General features: G+C 72.1%; 24 protein-coding genes and 2 pseudogenes. 10 read left to right on the top strand and 16 right to left on the bottom strand.

Translation table 11 applies throughout. From position 1 onward, the window contains the following. Positions 1–13 precede the first annotated feature (13 nt). The 8 genes from ACYF6T_RS13515 to ACYF6T_RS13550 form a co-directional block, all read right to left on the bottom strand. Positions 14–724, bottom strand: coding sequence for a phosphoadenylyl-sulfate reductase (locus tag ACYF6T_RS13515; protein WP_461696237.1), 711 nt, complete (start codon positions 722–724; stop codon positions 14–16). Further along, the gene (locus ACYF6T_RS13520) at positions 721–900 is read right to left on the bottom strand and encodes a hypothetical protein (protein WP_461696238.1); all 180 of its coding nucleotides are present in this window, start codon (positions 898–900) and stop codon (positions 721–723) included. Before ACYF6T_RS13520 ends, ACYF6T_RS13515 begins: the two co-directional genes overlap by 4 nt. After that, on the bottom strand, positions 897–2,594 hold the full coding sequence (locus ACYF6T_RS13525; protein ID WP_461696240.1) for a nitrite/sulfite reductase: 1,698 nt from the start codon (positions 2,592–2,594) through the stop codon (positions 897–899). The genes ACYF6T_RS13520 and ACYF6T_RS13525 overlap by 4 nt, the downstream gene beginning before the upstream one ends. Before the next feature lie 127 nt (positions 2,595–2,721). Then, positions 2,722–2,805, bottom strand: a complete 84-nt coding sequence (locus ACYF6T_RS13530) for a putative leader peptide (RefSeq protein ID WP_310591794.1) — start codon at positions 2,803–2,805, stop codon at positions 2,722–2,724. A gap of 176 nt (positions 2,806–2,981) precedes the next feature. Then, positions 2,982–3,554, bottom strand: a complete 573-nt coding sequence (locus ACYF6T_RS13535) for a GNAT family N-acetyltransferase (protein ID WP_461696242.1) — start codon at positions 3,552–3,554, stop codon at positions 2,982–2,984. Between the two features lie 56 nt (positions 3,555–3,610). Next, positions 3,611–4,870, bottom strand: coding sequence for a hypothetical protein (locus tag ACYF6T_RS13540; protein ID WP_461696244.1), 1,260 nt, complete (start codon positions 4,868–4,870; stop codon positions 3,611–3,613). A gap of 143 nt (positions 4,871–5,013) precedes the next feature. Next, positions 5,014–6,303 (bottom strand): helix-turn-helix domain-containing protein, encoded by a 1,290-nt coding sequence (locus tag ACYF6T_RS13545; protein ID WP_461696245.1) that lies wholly within the window; start codon positions 6,301–6,303, stop codon positions 5,014–5,016. Positions 6,304–6,630: 327 nt separating this feature from the next. Continuing rightward, positions 6,631–8,271, bottom strand: a complete 1,641-nt coding sequence (locus tag ACYF6T_RS13550) for an acyl-CoA dehydrogenase family protein (RefSeq protein WP_461696246.1) — start codon at positions 8,269–8,271, stop codon at positions 6,631–6,633. 213 nt (positions 8,272–8,484) lie between these two features. On the opposite strand from ACYF6T_RS13550, the gene ACYF6T_RS13555 reads away from it, so the two are divergent. Continuing rightward, positions 8,485–9,627 carry a YihY/virulence factor BrkB family protein gene (locus ACYF6T_RS13555; protein WP_461696247.1) on the top strand — a complete coding sequence of 381 codons (1,143 nt, stop codon included), beginning with the start codon at positions 8,485–8,487 and terminating at the stop codon, positions 9,625–9,627. A gap of 83 nt (positions 9,628–9,710) precedes the next feature. After that, positions 9,711–10,391, top strand: coding sequence for a helix-turn-helix domain-containing protein (locus ACYF6T_RS13560; RefSeq protein ID WP_461696248.1), 681 nt, complete (start codon positions 9,711–9,713; stop codon positions 10,389–10,391). Here the strand turns inward: ACYF6T_RS13560 and ACYF6T_RS13565 are convergent. From ACYF6T_RS13565 to ACYF6T_RS13575, 3 genes are all read right to left on the bottom strand, one after another. Beyond that, on the bottom strand, positions 10,380–10,775 hold the full coding sequence (locus ACYF6T_RS13565) for a VOC family protein (RefSeq protein WP_461696249.1): 396 nt from the start codon (positions 10,773–10,775) through the stop codon (positions 10,380–10,382). The two genes, ACYF6T_RS13560 and ACYF6T_RS13565, sit on opposite strands and share 12 nt — an antisense overlap. Positions 10,776–10,895: 120 nt before the next feature. After that, positions 10,896–11,528, bottom strand: coding sequence for a VOC family protein (locus ACYF6T_RS13570; protein WP_461696251.1), 633 nt, complete (start codon positions 11,526–11,528; stop codon positions 10,896–10,898). Position 11,529: 1 nt separating this feature from the next. After that, positions 11,530–12,228, bottom strand: coding sequence for a DUF5954 family protein (locus tag ACYF6T_RS13575; RefSeq protein ID WP_461696252.1), 699 nt, complete (start codon positions 12,226–12,228; stop codon positions 11,530–11,532). Positions 12,229–12,275: 47 nt separating this feature from the next. Here ACYF6T_RS13575 and ACYF6T_RS13580 point away from each other — a divergent pair, with 47 nt between their 5' ends. Beyond that, the gene (locus tag ACYF6T_RS13580) at positions 12,276–12,935 is read left to right on the top strand and encodes a ThuA domain-containing protein (protein ID WP_461696253.1); all 660 of its coding nucleotides are present in this window, start codon (positions 12,276–12,278) and stop codon (positions 12,933–12,935) included. Positions 12,936–12,942: 7 nt separating this feature from the next. Here the strand turns inward: ACYF6T_RS13580 and ACYF6T_RS13585 are convergent, their stop codons facing one another. Continuing rightward, on the bottom strand, positions 12,943–13,980 hold the full coding sequence (locus tag ACYF6T_RS13585; protein WP_461696254.1) for a LacI family DNA-binding transcriptional regulator: 1,038 nt from the start codon (positions 13,978–13,980) through the stop codon (positions 12,943–12,945). 346 nt (positions 13,981–14,326) lie between these two features. Between ACYF6T_RS13585 and ACYF6T_RS13590 the strand changes: the two genes are divergently transcribed. Further along, positions 14,327–15,898, top strand: a complete 1,572-nt coding sequence (locus ACYF6T_RS13590; protein ID WP_461696255.1) for a carboxylesterase/lipase family protein — start codon at positions 14,327–14,329, stop codon at positions 15,896–15,898. 72 nt (positions 15,899–15,970) lie between these two features. Here the strand turns inward: ACYF6T_RS13590 and ACYF6T_RS13595 are convergent, their stop codons facing one another. The 3 genes and pseudogenes from ACYF6T_RS13595 to mmuM all read right to left on the bottom strand — a co-directional run bounded on the left by ACYF6T_RS13595 (position 15,971) and on the right by mmuM (position 17,482). After that, entirely contained in the window at positions 15,971–16,237 is a 267-nt protein-coding gene (locus ACYF6T_RS13595; RefSeq protein WP_461696368.1) for a hypothetical protein, read from the bottom strand. 58 nt (positions 16,238–16,295) lie between these two features. Continuing rightward, a pseudogene (locus ACYF6T_RS13600) lies at positions 16,296–16,496 on the bottom strand (hypothetical protein); the annotation flags it as partial. A gap of 65 nt (positions 16,497–16,561) precedes the next feature. Beyond that, positions 16,562–17,482: a homocysteine S-methyltransferase gene (gene mmuM / locus ACYF6T_RS13605; protein ID WP_461696257.1), complete on the bottom strand. Its 921-nt coding sequence runs from the start codon at positions 17,480–17,482 to the stop codon at positions 16,562–16,564. A gap of 49 nt (positions 17,483–17,531) precedes the next feature. On the opposite strand from mmuM, the gene ACYF6T_RS13610 reads away from it, so the two are divergent. The 5 genes and pseudogenes from ACYF6T_RS13610 to ACYF6T_RS13630 all read left to right on the top strand — a co-directional run bounded on the left by ACYF6T_RS13610 (position 17,532) and on the right by ACYF6T_RS13630 (position 22,287). After that, the gene (locus ACYF6T_RS13610) at positions 17,532–17,846 is read left to right on the top strand and encodes a hypothetical protein (protein WP_461696258.1); all 315 of its coding nucleotides are present in this window, start codon (positions 17,532–17,534) and stop codon (positions 17,844–17,846) included. 226 nt (positions 17,847–18,072) lie between these two features. Further along, the gene (locus tag ACYF6T_RS13615; protein WP_461696259.1) at positions 18,073–18,978 is read left to right on the top strand and encodes a PhzF family phenazine biosynthesis protein; all 906 of its coding nucleotides are present in this window, start codon (positions 18,073–18,075) and stop codon (positions 18,976–18,978) included. Further along, entirely contained in the window at positions 18,971–20,104 is a 1,134-nt protein-coding gene (locus tag ACYF6T_RS13620; RefSeq protein WP_461696260.1) for an aminoglycoside phosphotransferase family protein, read from the top strand. Before ACYF6T_RS13615 ends, ACYF6T_RS13620 begins: the two co-directional genes overlap by 8 nt. 185 nt (positions 20,105–20,289) lie before the next feature. Further along, positions 20,290–20,881: pseudogene (locus ACYF6T_RS13625) on the top strand (glycoside hydrolase family protein). After that, entirely contained in the window at positions 20,878–22,287 is a 1,410-nt protein-coding gene (locus ACYF6T_RS13630; protein ID WP_461696261.1) for an RICIN domain-containing protein, read from the top strand. The pseudogene ACYF6T_RS13625 and the gene ACYF6T_RS13630 overlap by 4 nt, the downstream one beginning before the upstream one ends. Before the next feature lie 3 nt (positions 22,288–22,290). Here the strand turns inward: ACYF6T_RS13630 and ACYF6T_RS13635 are convergent, their stop codons facing one another. Further along, positions 22,291–23,970: a rhamnogalacturonan lyase B N-terminal domain-containing protein gene (locus tag ACYF6T_RS13635; protein ID WP_461696262.1), complete on the bottom strand. Its 1,680-nt coding sequence runs from the start codon at positions 23,968–23,970 to the stop codon at positions 22,291–22,293. A 198-nt stretch (positions 23,971–24,168) separates the two neighbouring features. On the opposite strand from ACYF6T_RS13635, the gene ACYF6T_RS13640 reads away from it, so the two are divergent. After that, positions 24,169–25,212 (top strand): rhamnogalacturonan acetylesterase, encoded by a 1,044-nt coding sequence (locus ACYF6T_RS13640; RefSeq protein WP_461696263.1) that lies wholly within the window; start codon positions 24,169–24,171, stop codon positions 25,210–25,212. Positions 25,213–25,313 lie beyond the last annotated feature (101 nt).

The following is a 25,313-nucleotide window of genomic DNA, read 5'->3' on the forward strand; positions in this document are numbered from 1 at the left end:
GGGGCATTCGCGGTCATTCGTGCAGCCCGCACTCGGTCTTGGCGCGGCCCGCCCAGCGGCCGGCGCGCGCGTCCTCGCCCGCCAGCACCCGGCGGGTGCAGGGGGCGCAGCCGACGGAGGCGTAGCCGTCCATCAGCAACGGGTTGGTCAGGACGCCGTGTTCGGCGACATACGCGTCCACGTCGTCCTGGGTCCAGCGGGCGATGGGGGAGATCTTGACCTTCTGCCGCTTCTCGTCCCAGCCGACGACCGGGGTGTTCGCCCGGGTCGGGGACTCGTCGCGGCGCAGACCGGTCGCCCAGGCCAGGTAGCCGGTCAGACCCTGCTCCAGCGGCTGCACCTTGCGCAGCTTGCAGCACAGGTCCGGGTCGCGGTCGTGCAGCCTGGGGCCGTACTGCGCGTCCTGCTCGGCGACCGTCTGGCGCGGGGTGAGGGTGATGACGTTGACGTCCATCACCGCCTCGACCGCGTCGCGGGTGCCGATGGTCTCCGGGAAGTGGTAGCCGGTGTCGAGGAACACCACGTCCACGCCGGGCATGGCGCGGGAGGCGAGGTGGGCGACCACCGCGTCCTCCATCGAGGAGGTCACGCAGAAGCGCTTGCCGAAGGTTTCCGCCGCCCACCGCAGGATCTCCAGCGCGCTGGCGTCCTCCAGGTCGCGGCCCGCCTGTTCGGCGAGTGCCTTGAGGTCCTCGGTCGTACGCTCTTCCTTCACCGCGGTCATATCTCGTCTCCCCCTGCTTCGGTGTGCTGAAGGCCCCGGGCCAGCAGCCCGAGGAACTTCAACTGGAAAGCCCGGTTGCACGCGGCGCATTCCCACGCGCCGTGGCCCTGCTCGGACGGACGCAGGTCCTCGTCGCCGCAGTAGGGGCAGTAGAAGGGGGCGGCCCGCTCGCTCACGACAGGGCCTCCTCGGACGCGCGGGCGGCCCAGACGGCGAACCGCTCACCCTCCTCGCGCTCGGCCTGGAACCGCCTCAGCACCCGCTCGACGTAGTCGGGCAGCTCCTCGGAGGTGACCTTCAGACCGCGCACCTTGCGGCCGAACCCGGCGTCCAGGCCCAGCGCGCCGCCCAGGTGCACCTGGTAGCCCTCGACCTGCTCGCCCTGGTCGTTGAGGACCAGCTGCCCCTTGAGACCGATGTCCGCCACCTGGATGCGCGCGCAGGCGTTCGGGCAGCCGTTGAGGTTGATGGTGATCGGCTCGTCGAAGTCCGGGATGCGGCGCTCGAGTTCGTCGATCAGCGTGGAGCCGCGCTGCTTGGTCTCGACGATGGCGAGCTTGCAGTACTCGATGCCCGTGCAGGCCATGGTGCCGCGCCGGAAGGGCGACGGCTTGGCCGTCAGGTCCAGCGCCTCCAGGGCCTCGACCAGCGGCTCGACCTGCTCCTCCGCCACATCGAGGATGATCATCTTCTGTTCGACGGTGGTCCGCACCCGGCCCGAGCCGTGCGCCTCGGCGACCTCGGCGATCTTCGTGAGCGTGGCGCCGTCGACCCGGCCGACACGCGGGGCGAAGCCGACGTAGAAACGGCCGTCCTTCTGCCGGTGCACGCCGACGTGGTCGCGCCAGCGGCCCACGGGCTCGGCGGGGGCGGGACCGTCGGCCAGCTTCCGCTTGAGGTAGTCGTCCTCCAGCACCTGGCGGAACTTCTCCGCGCCCCAGTCGGCGACCAGGAACTTCAGGCGGGCCCGGTTGCGCAGGCGCCGGTAGCCCCAGTCCCGGAAGATGCCGACCACACCGGCCCACACCTCCGGCACGTCCTGAAGCGGCACCCAGGTGCCGAGCCGCACGCCGAGCTTGGGGTTGGTGGACAGTCCGCCGCCGACCCAGAGGTCGAAGCCGGGGCCGTGCTCGGGGTGCTCGACGCCGACGAACGCCACGTCGTTGATCTCGTGCACGACGTCCAGCAGCGGCGAGCCGGAGATCGCCGTCTTGAACTTGCGCGGCAGGTTGGAGAACTCCTTGCTGCCGATGTACCGGTCGTGGATCTGCTCGATGGCCCAGGAGCCGTCGATGATCTCGTCCTCGGCGATCCCGGCGACCGGCGAGCCGATCACGACGCGCGGGCAGTCGCCGCAGGCCTCGGTGGTGGACAGCCCGACGGCCTCCAGCCGCTCCCAGATCTCCGGCACGTCCTCGATGCGGATCCAGTGCAGCTGGATGTTCTGCCGGTCGGTGATGTCGGCGCTGCCGCGCGCGAACTCCTGCGAGATCTCGCCGATCACGCGCAGCTGCCCGGTGGTCAGCCGGCCGCCGTCGATGCGCACGCGCAGCATGAAGTACTTGTCATCCAGCTCCTCCGGCTCCAGGATCGCGGTCTTGCCGCCGTCGATGCCGGGCTTGCGCTGGGTGTACAGCCCCCACCAGCGCATCCGGCCGCGCAGGTCGTTGGGGTCGATGGAGTCGAAGCCGCGCTTGGAGTAGATCGTCTCAATGCGTGTCCGCACATTGAGACCGTCGTCGTCCTTCTTGAACTGCTCGTTGCCGTTGAGCGGGGTGTAGTGCCCCGCGGCCCACTGGCCCTCGCCCCGGTGACGGCTCACCTTGCGGCGGGGAGTCGCGGCGGCAGGGTTCTGCGGGGTGGCGGCCATGGTGATTACGTCCTTCGGGACAGGCGGAAAGCGGCTCTGACCTGCGCGTACACGCGCATGGGCATACGTGCGCGACGTTGCGCAACAGGAGAGGAGAAGGCAGGAGTTGTCGGGCGCGGGAGGGCTCTCAGCGCGCCGGACAGATGGCGCTGGACATGCGGCCGAGGTCGACGTGCCGCCGACTCACCAAGGCAATTCCAGTTCCAGACATGACGGAAGCGTGTCACGGCGATCTGGACACAGTCCAGCTTCGTCCATGATGCGGACACCCTTGTCTCGAAGGGTGGGACAAGGGTGGCGTCGATCACATCGTCCGCCGCCGGTCTTGTCCGCGCAGGTCAGACAAGCTATGCGCCGGTCAGGCGGACGACCTGCGCGGCGGGTGGCTCAGACCGGACGTGCGCCGGGCCACGGCCCGGGCGCGGCGACCTCCGCCTGCTCCTCCACCTTGGTGTCGAAGACCTTGAACCCCCTGCGCAGATAGTTGTCCATGGCGTGCTCGCCGTCCAGGCTGCAGGTGTGCAGCCACACCCGCTTCGTCGGCGCCAGCGCCGGCCAGCGCTCGGCGAGGTCCCAGGCGCGGGCGGCACCGTACGACAGCAGGTGACCACCGATGCGGCGGCCCCGGAAGGCGGGGATCAGGCCGAAGTAGACGATCTCGACGGCCCCGTCGTCCTGCGGCTCCAGCTCCACGTACCCGGCCGGCGTGCCCCGCTCGTACGCCACCCACGTCTCCACACCCGGCCGCCCCAGGTGCTCCTCCCAGCGGGCGTACGTCCAGCCGAGCCGGTCGACCCAGCGGATGTCGCCGCCGACGGAGGCGTACAGGAAACGGCTGAACTCGGGGGAGGGGACCTCGGAGCGGACGATCCGGACGTCGCCGTCGGGCGCCGCCGCGGGCAGCAGGTCGGTCGGGGCCGTCTGCTCCAGGGACCAGGTGGTCACGGGGATGTGCGTCATGCCCGTCAGACAATCACCCACGCCGCGGATCTGTCGATCGAGCCGGAACCGGCCGGCTATCCCAGCGACCTGTCGACGGAGGTCAGCGGCAACGCGAACAGCACGCGGCCCGACTGCGACCACAGCTCGCCGGTCTCCTCCCAGTACGACAGAGCCCCGGCGCGCGGGCTCCAGCACTGCCGGCTGTCGTCCGAGCCGCACCGCGTGGCCTTCGCACCCGCCCGGTCCTGCCGCCACAGGCTGCCGTGCTCGTCCCGCGTCTCGGCGCTGCGGCTGAGGAACCAGCCCGAGCGGTACGACAGCACGCCCGCGACGCCGGTCGCCTTCGTCTCGTACGTCTCGTCGGCGACCGCCTTCCCGGCGGCGTCCGTGGCCAGCAGACCGGCCCGCGCCGGGTCCCTGCTGAAGGCGTAGCGCCACAGCCGGGTGTGCCGCGAACCGTCGGCGGGCACCCGCTGGCTCGCCACCAGGCTGTCGGGCGCCGTGCTGCGGTCCAGCGAGAGCGCCGCGGGGCTCGCGGCGGCGGAGGCGGGCCGGTAGGCGCCGACGGCGGGCAGGACGAAGCGGGAGTGGTACGCCGCGAAGCCGCCGTGCACCCGGCCGATCCTGCCACGGTCGACGGAGGCGCGCTGGATGCGGCGCACGTCGAAGACGTAGACCCCGTCCGCCGCGCTGACCAGGAGCTTGCTCTGGTACCAGACCATGCCGGAGACGGCCGAGGTCAGCCCGCGGTAGTCACGGCCGCCGTCGACCGGGACGGCCAGCAGCGCCCAGGTGTAGGTGAGCCGGGCGGCGTCGTCGGCGTTCACGAAGGCGACCCGGGCCACCCCGGCGCGGCCCGCCGTGCCGCTGTCGTGGCTCCAGCCGGACAGCAGCACCCGGTCCGTGCCCCAGTGGCCGTCGTCGTCCGCGTCGCCCGAGGAGGTGACCGCGCCGGCCGTCCAGCCGCGCGTGTCGGCGGCGTCCCAGCAGTACGCGCGCGTGGCCGCCGGTTCCACGGGCAGCGCCGTGCGCTCGGCGGCCGTACAGCCGTCCGCGAGGCGCAGGGAGCGGTCGGACTCGGCGAGGAGGGTGCGCACGCCGACCGGGCGGCCCATCGCGGAGGACAGCCGGTCGAGGGTGGTCTGCGGCACCAGGCTCTCGCGGAGCCCGGCGGACTCGGCGAGCGGCTTGAGCGCGCCGGGGGTGTCGCCGACCGTCGCCTGCGAGGCGCTGATCATGGTGGCGGCGGCGGTGAGCGCCAGGGCGGTGCCGGCCAGGAACGCGCGCAGCGCTGCGCCGCGCTTTCGCCTGCGGTGTCTGCCACGATGCTTCATTGAACCTCCCGAGGCGGACCAACTGCGGCCAATGGTCCGAGGGTTGACCAAAGGAGCAGGTGGGGTGGCCCGTAGAGGATGCTACGGCAGTCGGGCCCGGCTGCGGACGAAGACCCTGCAAATATGCGGAACTCGTCGCGGCATCACAGCTCGACGGCGCCCGTACGGGCCCTGGCCACCGCCGGCGCGGTGGAGTGCGGCAGCAGGTGTCCGGGCTTCTCCGGCAGCAGCACCTCGACCTCGGCGTCCTCGGAGAAACGATACGGCCGATGCTCCAGCAGCCCCCCGAGATACCGCCGCACCCGGGACAGTTCGGCCCGCACCGTCACCGTACGGGCCGGGTCCCCGAACACGTCCTCGGCCAGCTCCGAGGCGCTGCGCCCCGAGCGGTGCACGGCGAGCAGGTAGAGCAACTCGGCGTGCCGCGGACTCAGTTCGTGACTCCAGGACCCCGCGTACCCGGAGACCGTCACCGACCAGCGGCGCGGCTGCGTCAGATCCAGCGCGATCCGGGTGGCGCCCGGCGGCACCGGCTCGTCGCAGGGCCGTATCAACCAGCCCTCGGTCAGCGGTTCCACGGCGCACACACCGAGCGGCGGCAGCCATCGGCGGCCCGCCGACAGCGCCTTGGGCAGCACCACGCGGTGCGTGTACGGCATCCCGGTCACCGCGGCCGTCCAGCCGTCCCGGTCGACCGCCAGCGCCCTGCCGCCCAGCCGCGCCAGCACCGGCGCCGCCACCGCCCGCAGCCGCTCCAGCGAGGCCAGATGCAGCTCGCGCAGCCGGGACTCGGCGAGCTTGGCCACCGAGTCCACCCACGCCAGCGTGGCCGGATGCATGGTCTCCAGCGGCCCGCTGACGTCCACGACGCCCAGCAGCCGTCCGTCGCGCGGGTCCGTGATCGGGGCGCCCGCGCAGGTCCACGTCGTCTGCGAGCGCACGAAGTGCTCGGAGGCGAAGACCTGCACCGGCCGGCGCACCACCGCCGGCGTGCCCACGCCGTTGGTGCCGACGACCTCCTCCCGCCAGTCGGCGCCCAGTTCGAAGCCGAGCCCGTCGGCCCGGCGCAGCACCGCCGCGCTGCCCTCGCGCCACAGCACCCGGCCGTCCTCGTCGGCGACCACCATGATGTGGTGGGCGACGTCCGCGACCGACAGCAGACCCTCGCGCAGCACCGGCAGCACGTGCCGCAGCGCCGACCGCTCACGCCGGCGCCGCACCTCCTCGGCCGGCAGCAGCCCGGACCGGCGGTCGCGCTCGGGGTCCATGCCGCTGCGCAGCATCCGCTCCCAGGACTGCTCGATCACCGGGCGCGGCGCCACCGGGGCGCGCTGTCCGGAGAGCGCGGCGGAGCGGACCTCGCTGAGTACCCGCGCCGCACGAGCCGTGTCGACCACGGCGAGCTGCGTCACGTCCGTCGGCGAGAGGGCCACGGGGCCTCCTGGAGGAAGGGCGTCACTGACTGTCAGTCTCATACTGCCGTTCGTCCCTGTCGGGCGGACACGGTCAGTCCACAGAGAGCAGCAAGTTGCAACCCCCTGCAACCCTGGTGAACGGATCGGGACTCGTTGAAACTTGAGCGACGCCGTCCCGAGCGGCGTCTGCGGCTCTGAAATGGGCCGATGTGGCGGGGGTGGTGCCGTGTCGGCGCAGCACCACCCCTTGCCTCCGACGGTCGGGCCGGTGGCGCGGGGTCCCGTGCGGGGCCGGACGCGCCGACGCGGCCCAAACCCCTCAAGCCCGTTGCGGCCGGGCTCCTTCTACGTCTCCTGTACGGGGCGGGCCCTGGTCACCAGCGCCTTCAGGTTCAGGGTCGGGGGCAGGGTGCCGAAGGCGGCGCCCGCGTCGCCGCCCAGGCGGGCCGCGCAGAAGGCGTCGGCCACCTCGGGCGGGGCGTGGCGGACCAGGAGCGAGCCCTGCAGGACCAGGGCGAGGCGTTCGGTCAGGCGACGGGCCCGGGGTTCGACGCGGTCGAGGTCGGCCAGCTCGGTCAGCAGGTTCTTGATCGCGCCGTCGAGGCGGTGGTCGGCGCCACGGGCCTTGCCGACCTCCTGGAGATAGGCGTCCAGCGCCTGCGGTTCACGCTGCAGGGCCCGCAGCACGTCCAGGGCCTGGACGTTCCCGGCGCCCTCCCAGATCGAGTTGAGCGGCGACTCGCGCACCAGCCGGGGCAGCCCGGACTCCTCGACGTAACCGTTTCCGCCCAGGCACTCCGCGGCCTCCACGGCCAGCGGCGCGCACCGCTTGGTCACCCAGTACTTCGCGGCCGGTACGGCGATCCTCAGCAGCGCGCGCTCCTGCTCACCGCCGTCGTCGCAGGCGGCCGTGAGCCGCAGGGCGAGGGTGGTGGCCGCCTCCGACTCCAGCGCGAGATCGGCCAGCACGTTGCGCATCAGCGGCTGGTCGAGGAGCCTGGCACCGAAGGCCTCCCGGTACGCGCAGTGGTGCACGGCCTGCGCGACGGCCTGGCGCATCAGACCCGCCGAACCCAGCACGCAGTCCAGACGGGTCGCCGCGACCATGTCGATGATCGTGCGCACCCCCCGCCCCTCCTCGCCGACCCGGCGGGCCCAGGTGCCGTCGAACTCGACCTCGCCGGAGGCGTTCGACCGGTTGCCGAGCTTGTCCTTCAGACGCTGCAGGAGGAAGACGTTGCGGGAACCGTCGTCGAGGACACGCGGCACGAGGAAACAGGTGAGCCCGCCGGGGGCCTGCGCGAGCACCAGGAAACCGTCGGACATCGGCGCCGAACAGAACCACTTGTGCCCGGTGAGCTCGTACGTCCCCTCCTCGGCGAGCGGCGTGGCCGCGGTCGTGTTGGCGCGTACGTCGCTGCCGCCCTGTTTCTCCGTCATACCCATCCCGAACAGGGCGCCGGCCTTCAGGTGCGCCGGGCGCAGCTCGCGGTCGTAGACCATCGAGGTCAGGCGCGGCTCCCAGGTGGCGGCGAGGTCCGGGGTGGTGCGCAGGGCGGGGACGGCGGCGTGGGTCATCGACAGCGGGCAGAGGTTGCCGGCCTCGACCTGCGTCCACACCAGGAACGCGGCGGCCCTGCGGACGTGGCCGGCGGGACGGGACCAGGCGGCGGTCAGGCCCGCGGCGACGCCCTTGCCGAGGAGGCGGTGCCAGGCCGGGTGGAACTCGACCTCGTCGACCCGGTGGCCGTGGCGGTCGTGGGTGCGCAGCCGGGGCGGGTTGTCGTTGGCCTGCACACCCCACTCCTGCACCTGGGCCGAGCCGGCGGCGCGCCCGAGGGCGCTGAGCTCGGACCGGACCTCGGGCAGCAGGTCGGGGGGCAGGTGCCGGGTGACGGCGGAGGTCAGGGCTTGGTCGGCGCTGTACACGTCGTAGCCGGTCAGGGGTGGGGGCTGGTTGGTCACGGTGTGGGTGCTGCGTGCCATGCCGCGAACGTACCCCGGGGTGGGGTGGGGGTCACGCCACGGCCTGAACCGTATCCGCGCGTTTCGGCGTCCGGCGGAGAACCGCGTCAGCACGGTGTCCGAACCGGTTCCGCACCGTGTCCGCACCGCGTCCGGGAGGAACCCGCTCACGGCGGGCGTGAGCAGGCGGGGCGGGGGATGAGTGCACTCACGTGCGGCGGATACCTTTAGGGCGTGCAGCAAGCCAGCGAATCCCCTCAGCGGCCCTCCGGTCGTCTCCACCGCGCGCGTGCCCTCTACCGGAACGTCTCGAAGCGCCGGACCGCCTGGCTGCTGCTCAAGGACACCGTCAACTCGTGCATGGAGTACCGCATCCTCGGCCTCGCCGCCGAGGCGGCCTTCTTCACCCTGCTGTCCGTGCCCCCGCTGCTGCTCAGCCTCATCGGCCTGCTCGGCTACGTCGACGACTGGACCGGCACGGACACCATCACCAGCCTCGAGAACAACATCCTGGAGGCCTCCCGCACCGTCCTGTCCGACAAGGGCGTCACCGAGATCGCCCAGCCGATCCTGCACGACGTGGTCAAGGGCGGCCGCCCCGACGTGATCTCGGTCGGCTTCCTGTTCGCCCTGTGGTCGGGATCGCGCGCGGTGAACGTCTTCATCGACACCATCACGGTGATGTACGGCCTCGACGGCGTCCGCGGCATCGTCAGGACACGGGTGATGTCGTTCCTGCTGTTCATCGTGGCCCTGCTGATCGGCTCCATCGCGCTGCCGCTGATGGTCGCGGGCCCCGACGCGGTGGTGCGGATCGTGCCGTGGTCGGAGACGCTGGTCCAAGTCCTGTACTGGCCCGTGGTGATCATCCTGTCCGTCGTCTTCCTGACGACCCTCTACCACGTGTCCGTGCCCGTGCGCTCGCCCTGGATCGAGGACGTCCCCGGCGCCCTGGTCGCCCTGGCGATGTGGGTGCTCGGCAGCTTCCTGCTGCGCATCTACATCACCCACACCATCGAGGGAGCGACGATCTACGGCTCCCTCGCCGCGTCCGTCGCCGTCCTGCTGTGGATCGGCGTGTCCGCCTTCGCGGTGCTGGTCGGCGCGGCGGTGAACGCGGCGATCGACCGGGTGTGGCCGGCCGCCGCCACGGCCGCGGCGCGCGCGGCGAACGAGCGGCTGCGGGAGGCCCAGCTGGCCGAGCACGTGGCCCGTACGGCGGCGGGGCTCGACACCGATCCCGACGATCCGGACATGCCGTCGGAGTTCCCGGAACGCTGGTCGCGTTTCCTGCCACCGGAGGACGTGACGTCGCGCCTGCGCACGCACGTCAAGAGCACGCACACGCACCCGCCGAACAAGCCCGAGGAGCCGTGAGACACCGCCGGCCGACCGGTGCCGGTGGCCGGTCGGGGGGCTGGTCCGGGTGGGCTCTCGTCCGGGCGCGTACGCTGGTCCGGGTGTACACCGAAAGGGCGTCTCGGCTCGGTGGGGCGGTCGTGTGGACGAACACGCCCGCTGAGGACGGCGTCGGGCGGGTGCTGCCCGACGGGTGCATGGATCTGCTGTGGCACGACGGACGGCTGCTCGTCGCGGGGCCCGACACGCGGGCCTATCTGAGCGAAAACGCTTCCGGCACGTGGGCCGGCGTCCGTTTCTACCCGGGGACCGCCCCCGCTCTCCTCGGTCTTCCGGCCCGCGACCTGCTCGACCGGCGCGTGGCGCTCGACGACCTGTGGCCCGCCGCCCGGGCCCGGCGGCTCACCGCGCGAGTGAACGCGGCGCGGGATCCGGCGACGGGGCTGGACGAGGCGGCGGTGTGGCTGGCGGCCGGCGCCGGACCGGCGGACCCGCTGCTCCGACGGCTGGTGGCGGCCCTCGCCGCCGGACGCTCCGTCGGCGCGGTCGCCGACGAACTCGGGCTCGGCGCCCGGCAGCTGCACCGGCGCTCCCTGGCCGCGTTCGGCTACGGGCCCAAGACGCTGGCCCGCGTGCTGCGGCTGCAACGGGCGCTGGGGCTCGCCCGCGACGGCGTGCCGTTCGCGCAGACGGCGGCCCTGGCCGGGTTCGCCGACCAGGCCCATCTGGCGCGGGAGGTGAAGGAGCTCGCCGGGACGCCGCTCGGCGCGCTACTGCGGTAGCGGGGCGAACAGGTCGACGCCGTTGCCGTCGGGGTCGTGCACGACGGCGTACCGCATGCCCCAGAACGCGTCCCACGGCTTGAGCTCCCCGTGGTACCCGGCGCCCACCACATCGTCGTAGAGGGCGTCCACTTCGGCGGGCGACGCGCACCGGAAGGCAAGGGAGACGCGTCCGCCGGCGCTCGGCGGCTGCCAGCCCGCGTGGAAGGAGCGGATGGTCTCCTCGGTGTCCAGGGCGAGGGTCAGTCCGCCGGGCAGTTCGGCCTCGACATGCGGCTGGTCCTCGGAGCCCGCGGGGAAGGCGAGGCCGAGGCGGCGGTAGAAGGCGAGCGAGGCGGCCATGTCGGAGGCCACCAGGCCGATCACGGCGAATCGTGGAGTCATGCGGCCACCGTAGGCGGGGTGGTGGAGGGCGGTCTTGAAGGAATCGGACATTCCCGGGGCGGCGGGTGTCGGGCGGCGGCCGGTGGGGACGCGCGTCGGGAGCGGTGGTGTCCGCCGTGGTCAGGCGAAGGTGACCGGTCCGCGCGGGGTGTCGACCGTGAAGGTGAGGTTCACCGGGCCCCGCCTGAGCGGCAGTTCGGTGCCCACGGCCGCCAGCAGTGGCCGCAGTTCGTCCGGGTCGGGTGCGCTGGCGGACATCGAGAGCAGGGGGGTGACGGGCAGTCCCGAGGCGGTCGGGTGGATCGAGGAACCCCAGTCGATGAGGAAGGGCACGAGGCCGGAGGGGTGCGCGGTGTCGCCGTCCGTCAGCCGCCACCGCAGCACCGTGCCGTCGGGCCGGCGGCGGCCCATCGCCCGTACGTCACCGGGGTCGTACCCCCGCGACCGGGCCGCCGCGACCGCCGCGTCCAGGTCGGGTGGGCTGATCGCCCAGGTCACCGTGCGGGCACGGGCCAGCTCGTCCACGTCGAAGGGCCGCTCGCCGTCCGGATCCGCCTGCTCCGGGTCCGGCCCGATGATCTCCAGGTAGCTGCAACCGCCCAGTGAGACCAGGTAGTTGCGCGTGCCGAGTCCGACATGGGCGCCGCCCGGCGCCGGCGACACCCCGGTGCGCCGGGTGAAGTCGGCGACCGTCGCCGCCAGATCGGGGGTCGCGAGGACCAGATGGTCCAGATGCGGGGGAATCGCGTTCATCTCAGTCGAGGCTACGCAGCACCCACCCGCAATGGAACACCTGTGCGGCGGGCGGGCGAACTCCCAGTCGTCGTACGGGAGATGCCCGTCCTCGTCCCTGTACGGCAGCGCCCACGTCTCGGCCGGGCCGTCGTGGAGCATGCGCCGAAACCCGTGGGGGCAGCACCAGTTCGGGATGGGTGAGCACCGCCTGTCCGGAGCCGGCGCGCACGGCGGCGGGGAAGCGGGCGCCGCTGTGAGCGAGTCCCGCAGCCCCGGAGAGCGCCGGCGGCCGGTCCGTCCGTCCGGTCCGGGGTCGAGAACGAAACTCCGTGGGCCGTGGCGGCTCCAGGCCGTCGTCGCCGGCCGGGGTGAACTCGTCACCGCGCACCCCGCGGCAGTGCACCCCGCGGCAGTGCACCCCGCACGCCTCGACCTCGTTCACCGGCTGCCGCGCCAAGACATCCGCGGCGGCCGGCAGTTCGCGCCGTACCGCCCGGTCGTCCGTGCCCTCCTCCGCGGTGAGGAACAGACGCGACTGCGGCCCGTCCCGCGCCGTCTGCGGCATGCCGTCCACCACGGGCTTCAGCACCCGCCACTCGGAGACCCGGCCCCGGGACCCTGTACGGCCACCCCGCACACCGGCCCGCGCAACGCCGGGTGCGGACAGCGCAGCGGAGAGACCGAACGGACCCGACAGACGCCTCTGTTGAGTGGCCACCGAAGCGAGGCGCTCGGTGTACCCGCGCGGGTGGCACAGTGGGCACCATGGCCCCGCGACTGCTCGTCTACACCCGCACCACCGACTACCGCCACGACTCCATCCCGGCCGCCGTGGCGGCCTTGCGCGCCCTGGGCGGCTTCGAGATCGACCACACCGAGGACCCCGCGGCCCTGGAGGCGCCCCTGGACCGCTATGCCGCGGTGGTCTTCCTGTCCACCAGCGGTGAGGTGCTCACCGCGGCCGGACGGGAGCGGCTGGCGGCCCACGTCGAGGCGGGCGGCGGGTTCGTCGGCGTGCACGCGGCGGCCTGCACGGAGTACGAATGGCCGTACTACGGCCGGCTGCTGGGTGCCCGCTTCGCCCGCCACCCGCAACTCCAGCCCGGCAAGGCCCTGGTCGAGGACCGTGACCATCCGGCGACCCGGCACCTGCCCGCCGTCTGGGACTTCACCGACGAGTGGTACGACTTCCGCACCAACCCCCGCGACACGGTCCACGTCCTGCTGCGGGCCGACGAGTCGTCGTACGAAGGCGGTGGCATGGGCGAGGACCACCCTCTGGCCTGGTGCCGCGAGCAGGGTGCGGGACGCGTGTTCTACACCGCCCTCGGGCATGCCCGCGAGGCCTACGCCGACCCCGCCTTCCGCGCCCATCTGGCGGGCGGGATCGTCTGGGCCGCGCGAACGGCCGCTTCCACCACGTGAGCCGGCCTCACAGGTGTGCCGTGCTGGCCCGTTGGATCAGGCGGGTCGACAGCTCCGTGCGGGTGCTCTCGGGGCGGTCGCCCTCCATCATGCGGACCAGCAGGTGCAGGGCGGTGGCGGCCATCTCCGACAGCGGCTGGCGGACGGTCGTCAGGGCGGGGGCGAGCCACCGGGACTCGGGCAGGTCGTCGAAACCGACGACGCTGATGTCGTCCGGGACACGCAACCCCCGCTCGGCCAGGGCCTGGTAGACGCCGAGCGCCATGCGGTCCGAGCAGACGAACACCGCGCTCGGCGGCTCGCGCAGGTCGAGCAGGTCCAGCATGCGGCGGTGGGCGACGGTTTCGTCGAAACCGGCGTGCCGCACGTACTCCGGACGGTGCCGCACCCCGGCCGAGGCGAGCGCCGAACGGTACCCGGCGATCCGGGCGCTGCTGCACATCTTGCGCTGGTGACCGGCGATGACCGCGATCCGCTCATGGCCGAGGGCGAGCAGGTGCTCGGTCGCCGTGACGCCGCCCTGCCAGTTGGCCGCGCCCACCGACACCACGCCCGGCGGCGGCTCCAGCACCGGGTCGATCATCACGAACGGGATGCGGTGCTGCTCCAGCCACGCGTACTGCGACGGCGTCAGCTCGGCCAGGTTGAACAGCACCCCCGACGAGCCGCGCGCGATCAGCTTGTCCAGCCACCCGCGTTCCGGTCGCCCGCCGCGCGTCCGGGTCAGCCCCGCCGACACGACGACCTCCAGCCCGGCGTCGTGCGCCGCCGCCTCCACCCCGTGCAGCACCGCCCCCGACCAGGACGTGTCGAGCGAGTGCACGACGAGGTCCACCAGCCCCGGCACCTTCGCCGCGTCGAACCGGGGTCTGCGCACATAGCCGAGGCGGTCCAGCGCCTCCGTGACCCGGCGGCGCGTCTCCGGCGCCACGTCCTCGCGGCCGTTGACCACCTTGGACGCGGTCGGCACGGACACCCCGGCCTCGCGGGCCACCACGGCCAGCGTCGGCCCGGCAGCCACGCTCGCACTCCCGGAACGGACCATCGGGAAACCACCTCTCCGGCCCGCCCGAGGGCCATGAAAAGTTTCGACCAGCGCGGAAGTAGTAAGCGCTTCCTACCCTAGGGTCGCGACAATTCCTCGGGAAGAGGTCGGACTTCGCAGGTCTTGAGCGGCGTGGACTTTCGAAACTTCGAACGCGGTATCGCCCTTGGGCGACAAGTAGGTCTCTCACAGATGTCCTACGACTTCGTCGGCCCGTAACCGCATACGCACCGTAACCGTCTCCCCCGAGTAGCGGTCGAATCGCGCTCTGCGCCGGAATACCGCGGCGCCCTGTGGTGCTCTGGTGTTACCGGTGCAGTAGCGCGGTGAGGAGGCTGGTGGGCGTATGACGGCAGCAGTCCGAACAGACCCCGTGGTGAGCACGCCGTACGGCGCCGTGCGCGGACGGTACGAACACGGCGTCGCGGTGTTCCGGGGAATCCCGTACGCCGCGCCCCCCTTCGGCCCCCGCCGGTTCCGGCCGCCCGTCCCGCCCGAGCCCTGGGACGGCGTGCGCGACGCGGGCTCCTTCGGGCCGACGCCGCCGAAACCGCCGTACTCCGAAGCCTTCGAGAAGTACCTGTCGGACCCCGTCGTGCCCGGGGACGACTGCCTCAACCTCAACGTCTGGACACCCGAGCCCGGCCCCGGTGCCCGGCTCCCGGTCCTGGTGTGGCTGCACGGCGGCGCTCTGACCAGGGGTTCGTCCGCCGTGCCCGTGTACGACGGGCGCACCTTCGCCCGCGACGGCGTCGTCTGCGTCTCGGTCAACTACCGGCTGGGCGTCGAGGGCTACGGACTCTTCCCCGACGCCCCCGCCAACCCCGGCCTGCGCGACCAGCTCGCCGCGCTGCGCTGGGTGCACGAGGCGATCACCGCCTTCGGCGGCGACCCCGACCGCGTCACCCTGTGCGGCCAGTCGGCCGGTTCGATCAGCGCCGGCGCCCTGCTCGCCGCCCCGCAGGCGCAGGGGCTGGTGCGGCGCGCGGTGCTGCAGAGCGGACCGCCCGAGGCGTTCGACAGGGACAAGGTACGGCGGATGGTGCGCCGGATGGCCACCCGGCTGAAGATCCCCGCCACCGCCGCCGCCTTCGCCGAGGTCGACCGCGAGCTGCTGCTGCGCACCCAGGCCGAGGTGGGCCGGCTCAGCAGCCCGGTGCTCGGCGGCCCGTCCTTCGGGATCGTCGTCGACGGCGACCTCGTACCCCGTGATCCCCTCCAGGCCCTGGTCGACGGCGACGCCGCCAAGGACGTCGAGCTGCTGATGGGCTGGACCCGCGACGAGTACCGCCTCTGGCTCGTCCCCGGCGGCCTCCTGGAACGCGTCGACCGGCTCGGCGCGGTCGCCCTCGCCGGCGCCATGGCCCGCTGCCACTGCGGCACCGAGGTTCCGCGCGGCTACCGCGCCCTGCACCCCGGCGCCGGCACCGCCGAGATCGTCGGCCAGATGGTCACCGACCACCTGCTGCGCATCCCGCTGCACCGCCTGGCCGACGCGCGGCCCGGGTCGTCGTACGTCTACGAGTTCGCCTGGCCCTCCAACCTGCCCGCCCTCGGCGCCTGCCACGCTCTCGAACTCGGTTTCGTCTTCGATACGGGCGACGTCCCCGAGTCCGCCCGGCTGGCGGGCGAGGGGGCCCCGCAGGAGCTCGCCGACGCGATGCACGGGGCGTGGGTGCGGTTCGCGACCGACGGGGATCCCGGATGGCAAGCCTGGGACGCCACACACCCGGTGCGGATCTTCGACGCGGAGACGCCGCGCACGGTGTTCGGTCCGCGAGACGCCGAGCTCGCACTGTGGACGGTGGACGCCGTCACGCAGGCGGCCACCGCCGCTCCCGTGACCGCCGAGCGTGATCCGCAGCTGCGGTCGGTGGTACGGCGGCTGCGCCTGCCCGGCGCCGTCCGGCGGCAGTGAACCGAGCGAGGGGTCACGGAGCGTTGAGCCGGCCGTACCGTCATCTGGCCGGGCAGTGACTGAACCGGTTACCTAGGCACTCAGCCGATCATCCGGCGCCGGTTGTCGGGCCGGCGCCGCGACCGAGTCCCACGCGACCACGTGCGTGCCCGGGCACAGCTGCTCGGCCGCGCTTTCCGGAGTGCGGCCGAGCGCGGTGCGCGCGGCGAGCCGGCCTGGTTCCTCGTAGGGCACGTGGACCGTCGTCAGGGCCGGACGCAGGTCGCGGGCGCAGAATGCCAGCGCGGGCGTGCGGACCCCGGCGACCGCTTCGGCGTGCGCGTCGGCGACGTACTCCATCCATCTCGCGCACCGCCCGCAGCACCCGTTCCCGGGTCGCCGCACGCACCGGATGCACCCCGCCGGGCACCCGCGACACCGCCAAGGCGAAGACACCGGCACGCACGGCGACGTCCCGGATCGTGCTCCGGCCCGCACGAGAACTGCGGAAACGGTACGGGAGCCGGTTGCCGACGGCGAGCGTCGCGCCGTATCGGCACGGAAATCGGCGCGGCGCACGCCGTTCGAGACACCCGCCGCTGGGCTCACGCCGCTCCATCCGCGCGGCTCGGCTCACGCCGCTGGGCCGACGCCGTTCAATCCGCGCGGCTCAGCTCACGCCGCTCAGCTCACGCCGCTCAGCGTCTCCGTGAGGGACGCGATCGCTTGAGGGCCGACCCGGCAGCACCCGCCGATCAGGCGCGCTCCGGCCTCCCGCCACCCCGTGACCTCCTCCGGCGTGAAGGTCGAGCGCCCGTTCCACGCCCGGGCCTCCGCGTCCCACGCCTCCCCGCTGTTGGGGTACACGACGACAGGCTTGCCGGTGACCCGCGCGGCGATCTCGACCGCGCGCTCCACGTCCCGCGGAGCACAGCAGTTGACGCCGACCGCGATCACCTCGTCCACCTCGGCCGCCAACGCGAACGCCTCCTCCAGGGGCTGCCCCGCCCGCGTGCGCTCACCGTCCACGGTGTACGACATCCACGCCGGCACCCCCAGCCCGCGCACCGCCCGCAGCAGCGCCGCGGCCTCGTCCGCGTCCGGCACCGTCTCCAGCGCGAGAACGTCCGGAGCCGCCGCGGCCAGCACCTCCAGGCGCGGCCGGTGAAAAGCCTCCAACTCGGCCACGCTCAGCCCGTACCGCCCCCGGTACTCGGAGCCGTCCGCCAGCATCGCCCCGTACGGACCGGCCGAGGCCGCCACCCACAACGGCCGCCCCGCACCGGCCCGCCGTGCCGCCTCCCGCGCCAACTCCACGCTCAGCGAGAGGAGTTCGGCAGCCCGCTCGTGCCCGATGCCACGCTTCTCGAAGCCCTCGAAGGTCGCCTGGTAGCTGGCGGTGATCGCCACGTCCGCGCCCGCCTCGAAATAGGCGAGATGCGCCTCGGTGATCGCCTCGGGCCGCTCGGCGAGCAGCCGCGCCGACCACAGCTCGTCGCTCAGGTCGTGCCCGGCGGATTCGAGCTGGTTGGACATGCCGCCGTCGAGCACGACCGTGCCGGCGGCGAGAGCGTCGGCGAGGGGGATGGGGGTGTCGCTGGTCATGCCACGAGGCTAGGCGAACGGCCGCGCACCAGCCGTGTATGTCCAGTACGTGAACAGATCGCCCAGGATGTGGGACACGGGTCGCGATCACGCCCTCCCCGTCCCCTGCAACGGAACCGCCATCACCGCAACCAGCCCCACCCAGGCCGCCGCCCCGTCCCCCGACCCCGCCGCGGACCCGGCTGCGGACCCGGCCGCTCCCGCCGTAGGCCGACGCGCCTTCGGTCTCGCCGCCACCGCTCTCGTCATGGGAAACATCATCGGCGGCGGCAACTTCGCCCTGCCCGCCGCCACCCAGTTGTACCGGCTGGCCCGCGGCACCCGCGAACGCGTCCGCCCGGCCCGTCTGACCCGCGCAACCTGATCGTCGCCCCCCTCTCCTTCGCGTCCTCCTTCTGGTTGATCGCGGGCGCGAGCGACGCGGCCGTGTACCAGGGAGTGCTGTTCCTGTTGGCCGGGATTCCGGTGTACGTGTGGCTGCGCGGACGCCGGTGAAGGGGGTCGCGCCGGCCGCCTGAGCGGTTCGTCCGCCTGACCCATGGCCCGTCTGACCCATGGCCCGCCCCGGTAGCCCCCTTACGCTTGTTCCCGTGATCGAGCCGAGAGCCGTCGGTTCCGCCGAAGGCGGCCATGACATCGACGTGACCCTCGTGCACGCGTGCCGGCGGGACGGCCGTGGGGGCAGTCCGACCGCCGTGCTGGACGAGGTGCCGATGAGCGACGAGCAACGCCGCCGGGTGCCCGTGACGGTGGGCGCCTCGCACGCCGTGTTCGTGTCGCGAAACGGCGCGGGACCGGTCTCGTTGCGTTTCTTCACGGCCGAGGGCGAGCTGCCCGCCTGCGGGCACGGCACGGTCGCGGCCCTCGCGGTGCTCGCTCAGCGGGACGGGGGCGCCGGGGGTGCGGGGCAGGCCGTATACGAGGTGACGCTGCGGACGGTGGCGGGCGAGCTGGAGGGCCGGGCCACCCGGGGGCACGAGGGGTTCGAGGCATTCTTCACCACGGCCCCGATCGGCCTGAGAAAGCCCGAGGGACGCGAACACGCCGACGTCCTCACCGCATTGGGCATCGACGCGAGCACCCCCGGCTGTGTCGTCGCCACCCTCGGAAGGCCCCGCCTCCTGGTCCCACTGCCGACCCGTTCCGCCGTCGCCGCCCTGACCCCGGACACCGCCCGTCTCCGCGCCGCGTGCGACCGGCTCGGCCTGCTCGGCTGTTACGTCCACTCGGCGCCGACGCCCGAAGGCCGCGTCGCCGCCCGGATGTTCGCCCCGTCGATCGGCGTCCCCGAGGACGTCGCCAACGCCAACAGCACCGCCTGCCTGGCCGCCCGTCTGGCCCGCCGGGGCGTCCCCAGGGTCACCGCCGACATGGGCGACTCGCTCGGCAACCCGGCGACGATCACCGCCGTCGCCCGGGCGGGGGAGCAGGGCACCGGAGTTCTCGTGGGCGGAGCGGCGGAGATCATCCGCGTTCTAGCCTTGGGCCATGCCTGAAAGGTCACTCGCGGACGCCTGTGAGCGCGCGGAGGCGCGCGAGGTGCTCGGCACGGGCGAAACCGTCTCCGAGCCCCTCGTGCACAACCCCAAGAACGGTGTCACCGCGGGCGTTTGGCGAGTGACCTCCAAAGACCCTGCTCGCGACGGCCGTTCCGCCGTGCTGAAGGTGCTCACCCGCCGCAAGAAGGCCACCGGCCGCTGGGTCGCCTCGGACGACCCGCGGCACTGGAACTACTGGCGGCGCGAGGCGCACGCGTACGAGTCCGGGCTCACGCAGCTCTGGCAGCCGTACGGCATCCGCGCGCCCCGCCTGCTCGCCTGCGTCGAACGGCCCGACGGGGACGTCGCGTTGTGGCTGGAGGACGTGGCGGGTCAGCCGGCCACCGCCTGGCCGCTCGCCCGGCACATCGAGCACGCCCGCCGGCTCGGCGCCGCCCAGGCGGCCGTGCCGATGACGGACCGGCCGTGGCTGACCCGCCGCTTCCTGCGCCAGTACGTCGGCAGCAACACGCTCGGCGAGGAACTCCTGGAGGACGCCGAGGCCTGGCAACAGCCCCTGGTCCGCGACCACTTCCCGCCCGGCCTGCGTCACGAGACGGTCCGCCTCCACCATGACCGGGAGTGGTTCCTGCAGATCATGGAAGCGCTGCCCCGCACACTCGGCCACCTCGACCACTGGCCCGCGAACGTCCGCGGTGACGGACGCGAAAGCGTGCTCTTCGACTGGGCGTTCACCGGAGACGGCGCGCTCGGCGAGGATCTCGGGAACTACCTCCCCGACTCCGTCTTCGACCTCTTCGTCCCGGCCGCGCGCCTGCCCGCGTACGCGGCGGCGGCCTATGAGGCGTACCTGCGGGGCCTGCGCGAGGGGGGCTGGCGCGGGGAGGAACGGCTGGTCCGGCTCGGGGTCTGCGCCTCGGCAGTGAAGTACGACTGGCTCACCGCGCTGATGCTGGCCAGGGCGGGGGAGGAGCAGGTGGACTACGGCGGCACACGCAGCGTATCGGCCGAACTCCGCTACCGGGAGCGCGGGTTGGCCCTGTCCTTCCTCGCCGGCTGGGCCGCCGAGGCGCGAACGCTCGCGCCACAGCTGGGTTTTCCCGAGGCGCCCAGCGGACGCTGACGCGAAGCCCGCCCGCACTCCTCGGGGCAACGCCACCCGCCTCCGCCGCGAGCACCTGGGTGAAAGCGCTCTCTGTTCGTCGCGTCAGACCCGTTGACCTCCCCCTTCCACGCCCTTACCTTTTCGGCGTTCGTCATGGCAGATGCTGTTTGACATCTCGAACATCCCTCCGAGAGGCACGCCGTATGAGCCGCGATGACGACCTGCCCCCAGACCCTCACCCCCCCACCCGTCGGCTGACGCCGAAGGGAGCCGCCATGGCCGCGGGCGCCCTGGCGTGGGCCCCCACCCTGACCGCCGCCGCCCCGAACCCCGCGGCCGGCCCCACCCCTACATCCACCGCCACGCAGACGGTCACTCCTACTTCACCGCGACCGTCCCCGAGTACGACCGCATCACCGCATGGGCGGCAAGTGGTACGTCTACTTCGCCTCCGCGCCCGAAACCGAGAGCGTGTGGGACATCCGCATCGGGGTCCTGGAGAACGCCGACCACGACCGGTTCCAGGGAACCTGGACCGAAAAGGGCCGGATCAAGACCGCCTGGGAGACGTGGCTGTCGGAGATGGCGAACCCGTGGACCCTCCAGGGCCCCCAAGTACGGCTCTTCATCTACCACGCCCGCCAGTACAAGGAGATCACCGGCGATCCCCTGAACGACCCCAACCGCCACACCGGGATCCAGAAGCTTGGCTGGAACCCGGACGGCACACCCGACTTCGGCATCCCCGTGGCCGGCTCAGCGGCCGACCGACGTAAAGGAGAGTGCGTGAGATGAGACGTGCGTACGCCGTCGTGCTCGCTTTCTGCCTGGGCCTGCTCGGCGCCCTCGTCACCGCCGGGCCCGCCCAGGCCGCGGCCCAGACCATCACCAACGGCACCCAGTTCACGGACACGTCGGGCAACGTCGTGCACGCGCACGGCGGCGGTGTCATCAAGGTCGGCTCCTACTACTACTGGTTCGGCGAGGACCGCAACTCCGACAACACCTTCAGGTACGTCGACGCCTACCGCTCCACCGACCTGAAGAACTGGGAGTTCAGGAACCACGTCCTGAGCCAGTCCTCCGCCTCCGAACTGGGCACCGCTTACATCGAGCGCCCGAAAGTCGTCTACAACGCCTCCACCGGCAAGTTCGTGATGTGGATGCACAAGGAGAACGGCGTCGACTACAGCCAGGCCCGCGCCGCCGTCGCCGTCTCCGACACCGTCGACGGCACCTACACCTACCAGGGCAGCTTCCAGCCGCTCGGCCAGTACATGTCCCGGGACATCACGACGTTCGTCGACACCGACGGAACCGCCTACATGGTCTCCGCCGCCAACGAGAACTACGACCTGCACATCTACAGGCTCACCGCCGACTACACCGGCATCGACAGCCTGGTCGCCAACCCCTGGCCCGGCGGGCACCGCGAGGCCCCGGCGCTGTTCAAGCGCGGCGGCGTCTACTTCATGCTGACCTCGGGCGCCACCGGCTGGAGCGCCAACCAGCAGCAGTACGCCACCGCCACCAGCCTCTCGGGTCCCTGGACGTCCTGGTCGAACGTCGGCGACTCCACGGCCTACAACTCCCAGACCGCCTACGTCCTGCCCGTCACCGGCACCTCGGGCACCTCCTACCTGTACATGGGCGACCGGTGGGGCAACTCCTTCGGCGGCACCGTCAACGACTCCCGCTACGTGTGGCTGCCGCTGACCTTCCCCACCTCCACCACGATGTCCATGTCCTGGTACCCGGAGGTCACCGTCGACACGGCCGCCGGCACCGTCGGCGGCGCAAGCGCCACGTACAACACGCTCGTCGCGCGCCACAGCGGCAAGTGCGCGGACGTACCGAACCAGTCCCTGTGGCAGGGCGTCGCCATCAGCCAGTACACCTGCAACAGCGGCACCAACCAGAAGTGGTGGTTCAAGGACCTGGGAACCGGTTACTACGAGCTGATGGGCCGCGGCAGCTCCCTGTGCCTGCAGGAGAACGCTTCCGACGTCACCCAGGAGAACTGCACCGGCGCCACCGCCCAGCAGTGGTCCGTGGTCACCTCGGGCTCCTACGTCACCCTCAGGGCCCGCGCCAGCGGCGAGTGCCTGGACGTGTCCGGCGCGTCCACCGCCAACTCCGCCGCGATCATCACGTACACCTGCAACGGAGGCACCAACCAGCAGTGGACGCGCGGGACATGACGGTCAGGCCAGCAGGTCGATCGCGTCGATGGACGTGCCCGCGCTGAGATACGAGGTCGTCCCCGAACCGCTGACCACGTAGATCTTCAGCGTGTTGTACGCGCTGGTGTCCGTCTGCCAGGCGGACGCCGGGATGCTGTAGCCGAAGGTGTGGTTGTTGCCCCGGTAGGAGCCGACGGTCAGCGACCGGGTGCTCGGCTGGGAGGGCGGGGAGGGGATGGCGGACGTCCAGGTGTCGTTGACGACGACCTGCGGCCGGCCGTTGGCGTAGGCCGTCGTCACGCCGATGCGCAGGGTGTGCGCGGCGGCGGCCTGCGCGGCCGTCAGCCTGAAGTAGACGACGATGCCGCTGTTGACGTCCTTCCAGAGATAGCAGGGGAAGGCGGAGGTCTCGGTGCCGCTGCCGATGACCACGTTGCCGGTCCAGGACGCGGCCCGTACGTCCGAGGGGTGGGCGTACGTCATCAGGTCGGCGTTCTTGAAACCGCTCGGCGTGCCGTTCCAGTCGCCGATGCGCCAGATCGCGCTCGCGTTGCCCGGGTCGTTGGAGGAGGGGACCGCGATCGTGTTGAGGGTGGTCGTGGCACCCGCGGTGACCGTCACCGAGCCGGTATAGACGGCGAGTTCACCCTTGAAGACGGTGAGGGTGTACGTCCCCGGAAGGACACCGGGGATGGAGAAGTAGCCGTCCGAGGAGCGGGCCGGACCCCAGTACTGGGCGGCCGGGTTGGCGAGGCCGACCGTGTAGGGGTACGCGGTGTTCCGGCCGCTGATGCCCACCCCGGCGACCCGGCCGCGGCCGCTCGCCGCGACGTACCCGGAGATGCCGAGCCCGTCGGCCCAGGAGGTGTCGACGTTGGCGTGGTAGAGCGACGAGGAGGGGGCGCCGCCGTCCGTGAAGGCGATGACGTAGGGGCCCTGGAGGCCGTAGCGCTCGGACTCCGTCTGGTTCTCGCCGTAGTAGAGGATCTCGTACAGGCCGCCGCCGTCGGCGCTCTGGTGGCGCAGCAGGGAGCGGTAGAAGGGGCCGCCGGACGCCTTCTCGTGGTTGGAGCGGACGACCCACAGGCCCACGCTGCCGGTGCTCCAGCCGATGTAGTCGTAGTCGATGACGCGGAGTTTCGAGTAGTGCTTCGAGCGGGTCTGGCCGTCGGACTTCTCGAAGACGTCGGAGGCCTCGATGGTGGTGGGCGCGTAGGTGTAGGAGTCGGGCTCGTCGTTGAGGAACATGCCCGCCTTGACGCGCACGATGTAACGGGTCGCGGTGACCGAACTGTCGGCCTTGTTGGTCCACAGATAGATGTTGTTCTCGCCGCTGCGGGCCGCGTAGTAGTGCTTGAGCGTGCCGTAGGCGACGGAGATCAGGATCGTCGGGCCGGACTGCCTGACGGTCACGGTGGAGGTGCCGAGGCCCGACTCGACGTGCGAGTTCTTGCCGCCGTAGCCCTGGTACTCGGTGCCCTTGTAGACCAGTGAGGTCAGGTCGCCGTTGGTCTTGCTGACCTTGAAGACCAGGCTGGCGCCGGTGTCGACGACGTAGTTCGAGCCGTCGTCGCTGTAGCCGAAGCCCGCGGCGGACGCGGTCGGGGCGAGCGGTCCGGCGAGGGCGGCGGCGGACGCCACGGCGGCGCCGCCGAGGACGAAGGTGCGGCGGCCGACCGGTCTGTTCGCGGTGTCGGACATGGGGGTGCCTCCTTCGGAACGTGGGGGTTGCGGGTGAGAGGCAGCGTGGCAGTTGAATCGATTTCGCGAAAGGGCTTTCACTCGCTGGAGGTTGGCAATCTCGGGAAATCGGTCCAAGGGCTAGAAAGCGCTTGCGGACGGCGGTACGGTCCCTGCCGCCAGGCTTTGCCGACCCGTATCGACAGCCGAGGAGCCGTGATGAGACGTTTCAACCTCGCCGTGCTGGCGGCGCTCACCCTGGGCGCCACACTGACCGCCGTACCGGCGCAGGCCCATGAGGGAAGCCGACCGCTCGGCATCGGGAACTGCACCGCCACCGCCTGCCACTTCGACGTCCCGCCCGGCACCTACGACGTGCGGGTCCTGCTCGGCGGCGAAACCGCTTCCAGCACGTCCGTCAGCGGCGAGACCCGGCGCTCCCTGCTGCCCGAGACCTCCGTCGCGGCGGGAGAGCGGACCGCCCGCAGCTTCACCGTCGACGTACGCACCCCCGAAGGCGAACCGACCGGCGCCGACGGCACCCCCGGGCTCGACCTGACCCTCGGCGGATCCGCCCCCGCCCTCGCAGGCATCCAGGTCACCCCCGCCCACCGGGCCCGCCAGATCATCCTGGTCGGCGACTCCACCGTCTGCGACCAGCCCGCCGACCCCTACTCCGGCTGGGGCCAGCAACTGCCCCAGTACCTCCGCAAGGGCCTGTCCGTCGCCAACTACGCCGATTCCGGGGAGAGTACGGTCACGTACCTGGGGAACCCTCAGCTGTGGGGAACCGTCCAGCCGCTGATCCGCCCCGGCGACCTGGTCCTCGTGCAGCTGGCGCACAACGACAAGACGACCGACGAGGCGACATACCGCGCCAACCTGGAGACACTGGTGGCAGGAGTGCGGGAGAAGGGCGGTGAACCGGTGCTGGTGACCCCCATCGTGCGGCGCTGGTTCAACTCCGACGGCACCCTGAACAACAACACCGCGCTTCTGGTCAACGGCCTCGGCGTGGACCATCCTGCCGTCATCCGCTCCGTCGCGGCCGCGGAGGGCGTACCGTTGATCGACCTCACGGCCAAGACGAAGGCGTTGGTGGAGTCCTTGGGCGTCGAGGGCTCCAAGGCGATCTATCTCTACAACGAGAAGAAGGACAACACCCACACCTCCGTACACGGCGCAACGGTGTACGCGGGCCTGGTGCGTGACGAACTCGTCGCGCGGCATCTGGTGCCCGAGGGCCTGGTGCGGGTGGGATAGAACCCTGGGGCGTCCCGACCGGAACCGGGGCGCCCCAGGCCTGTGCCGTACGACCGCACCGCGACGCCGAGCCATCCGCGGCCCGGCGTCGCGGGGACACA

Source organism: Streptomyces sp. 7R007, from assembly GCF_054850255.1.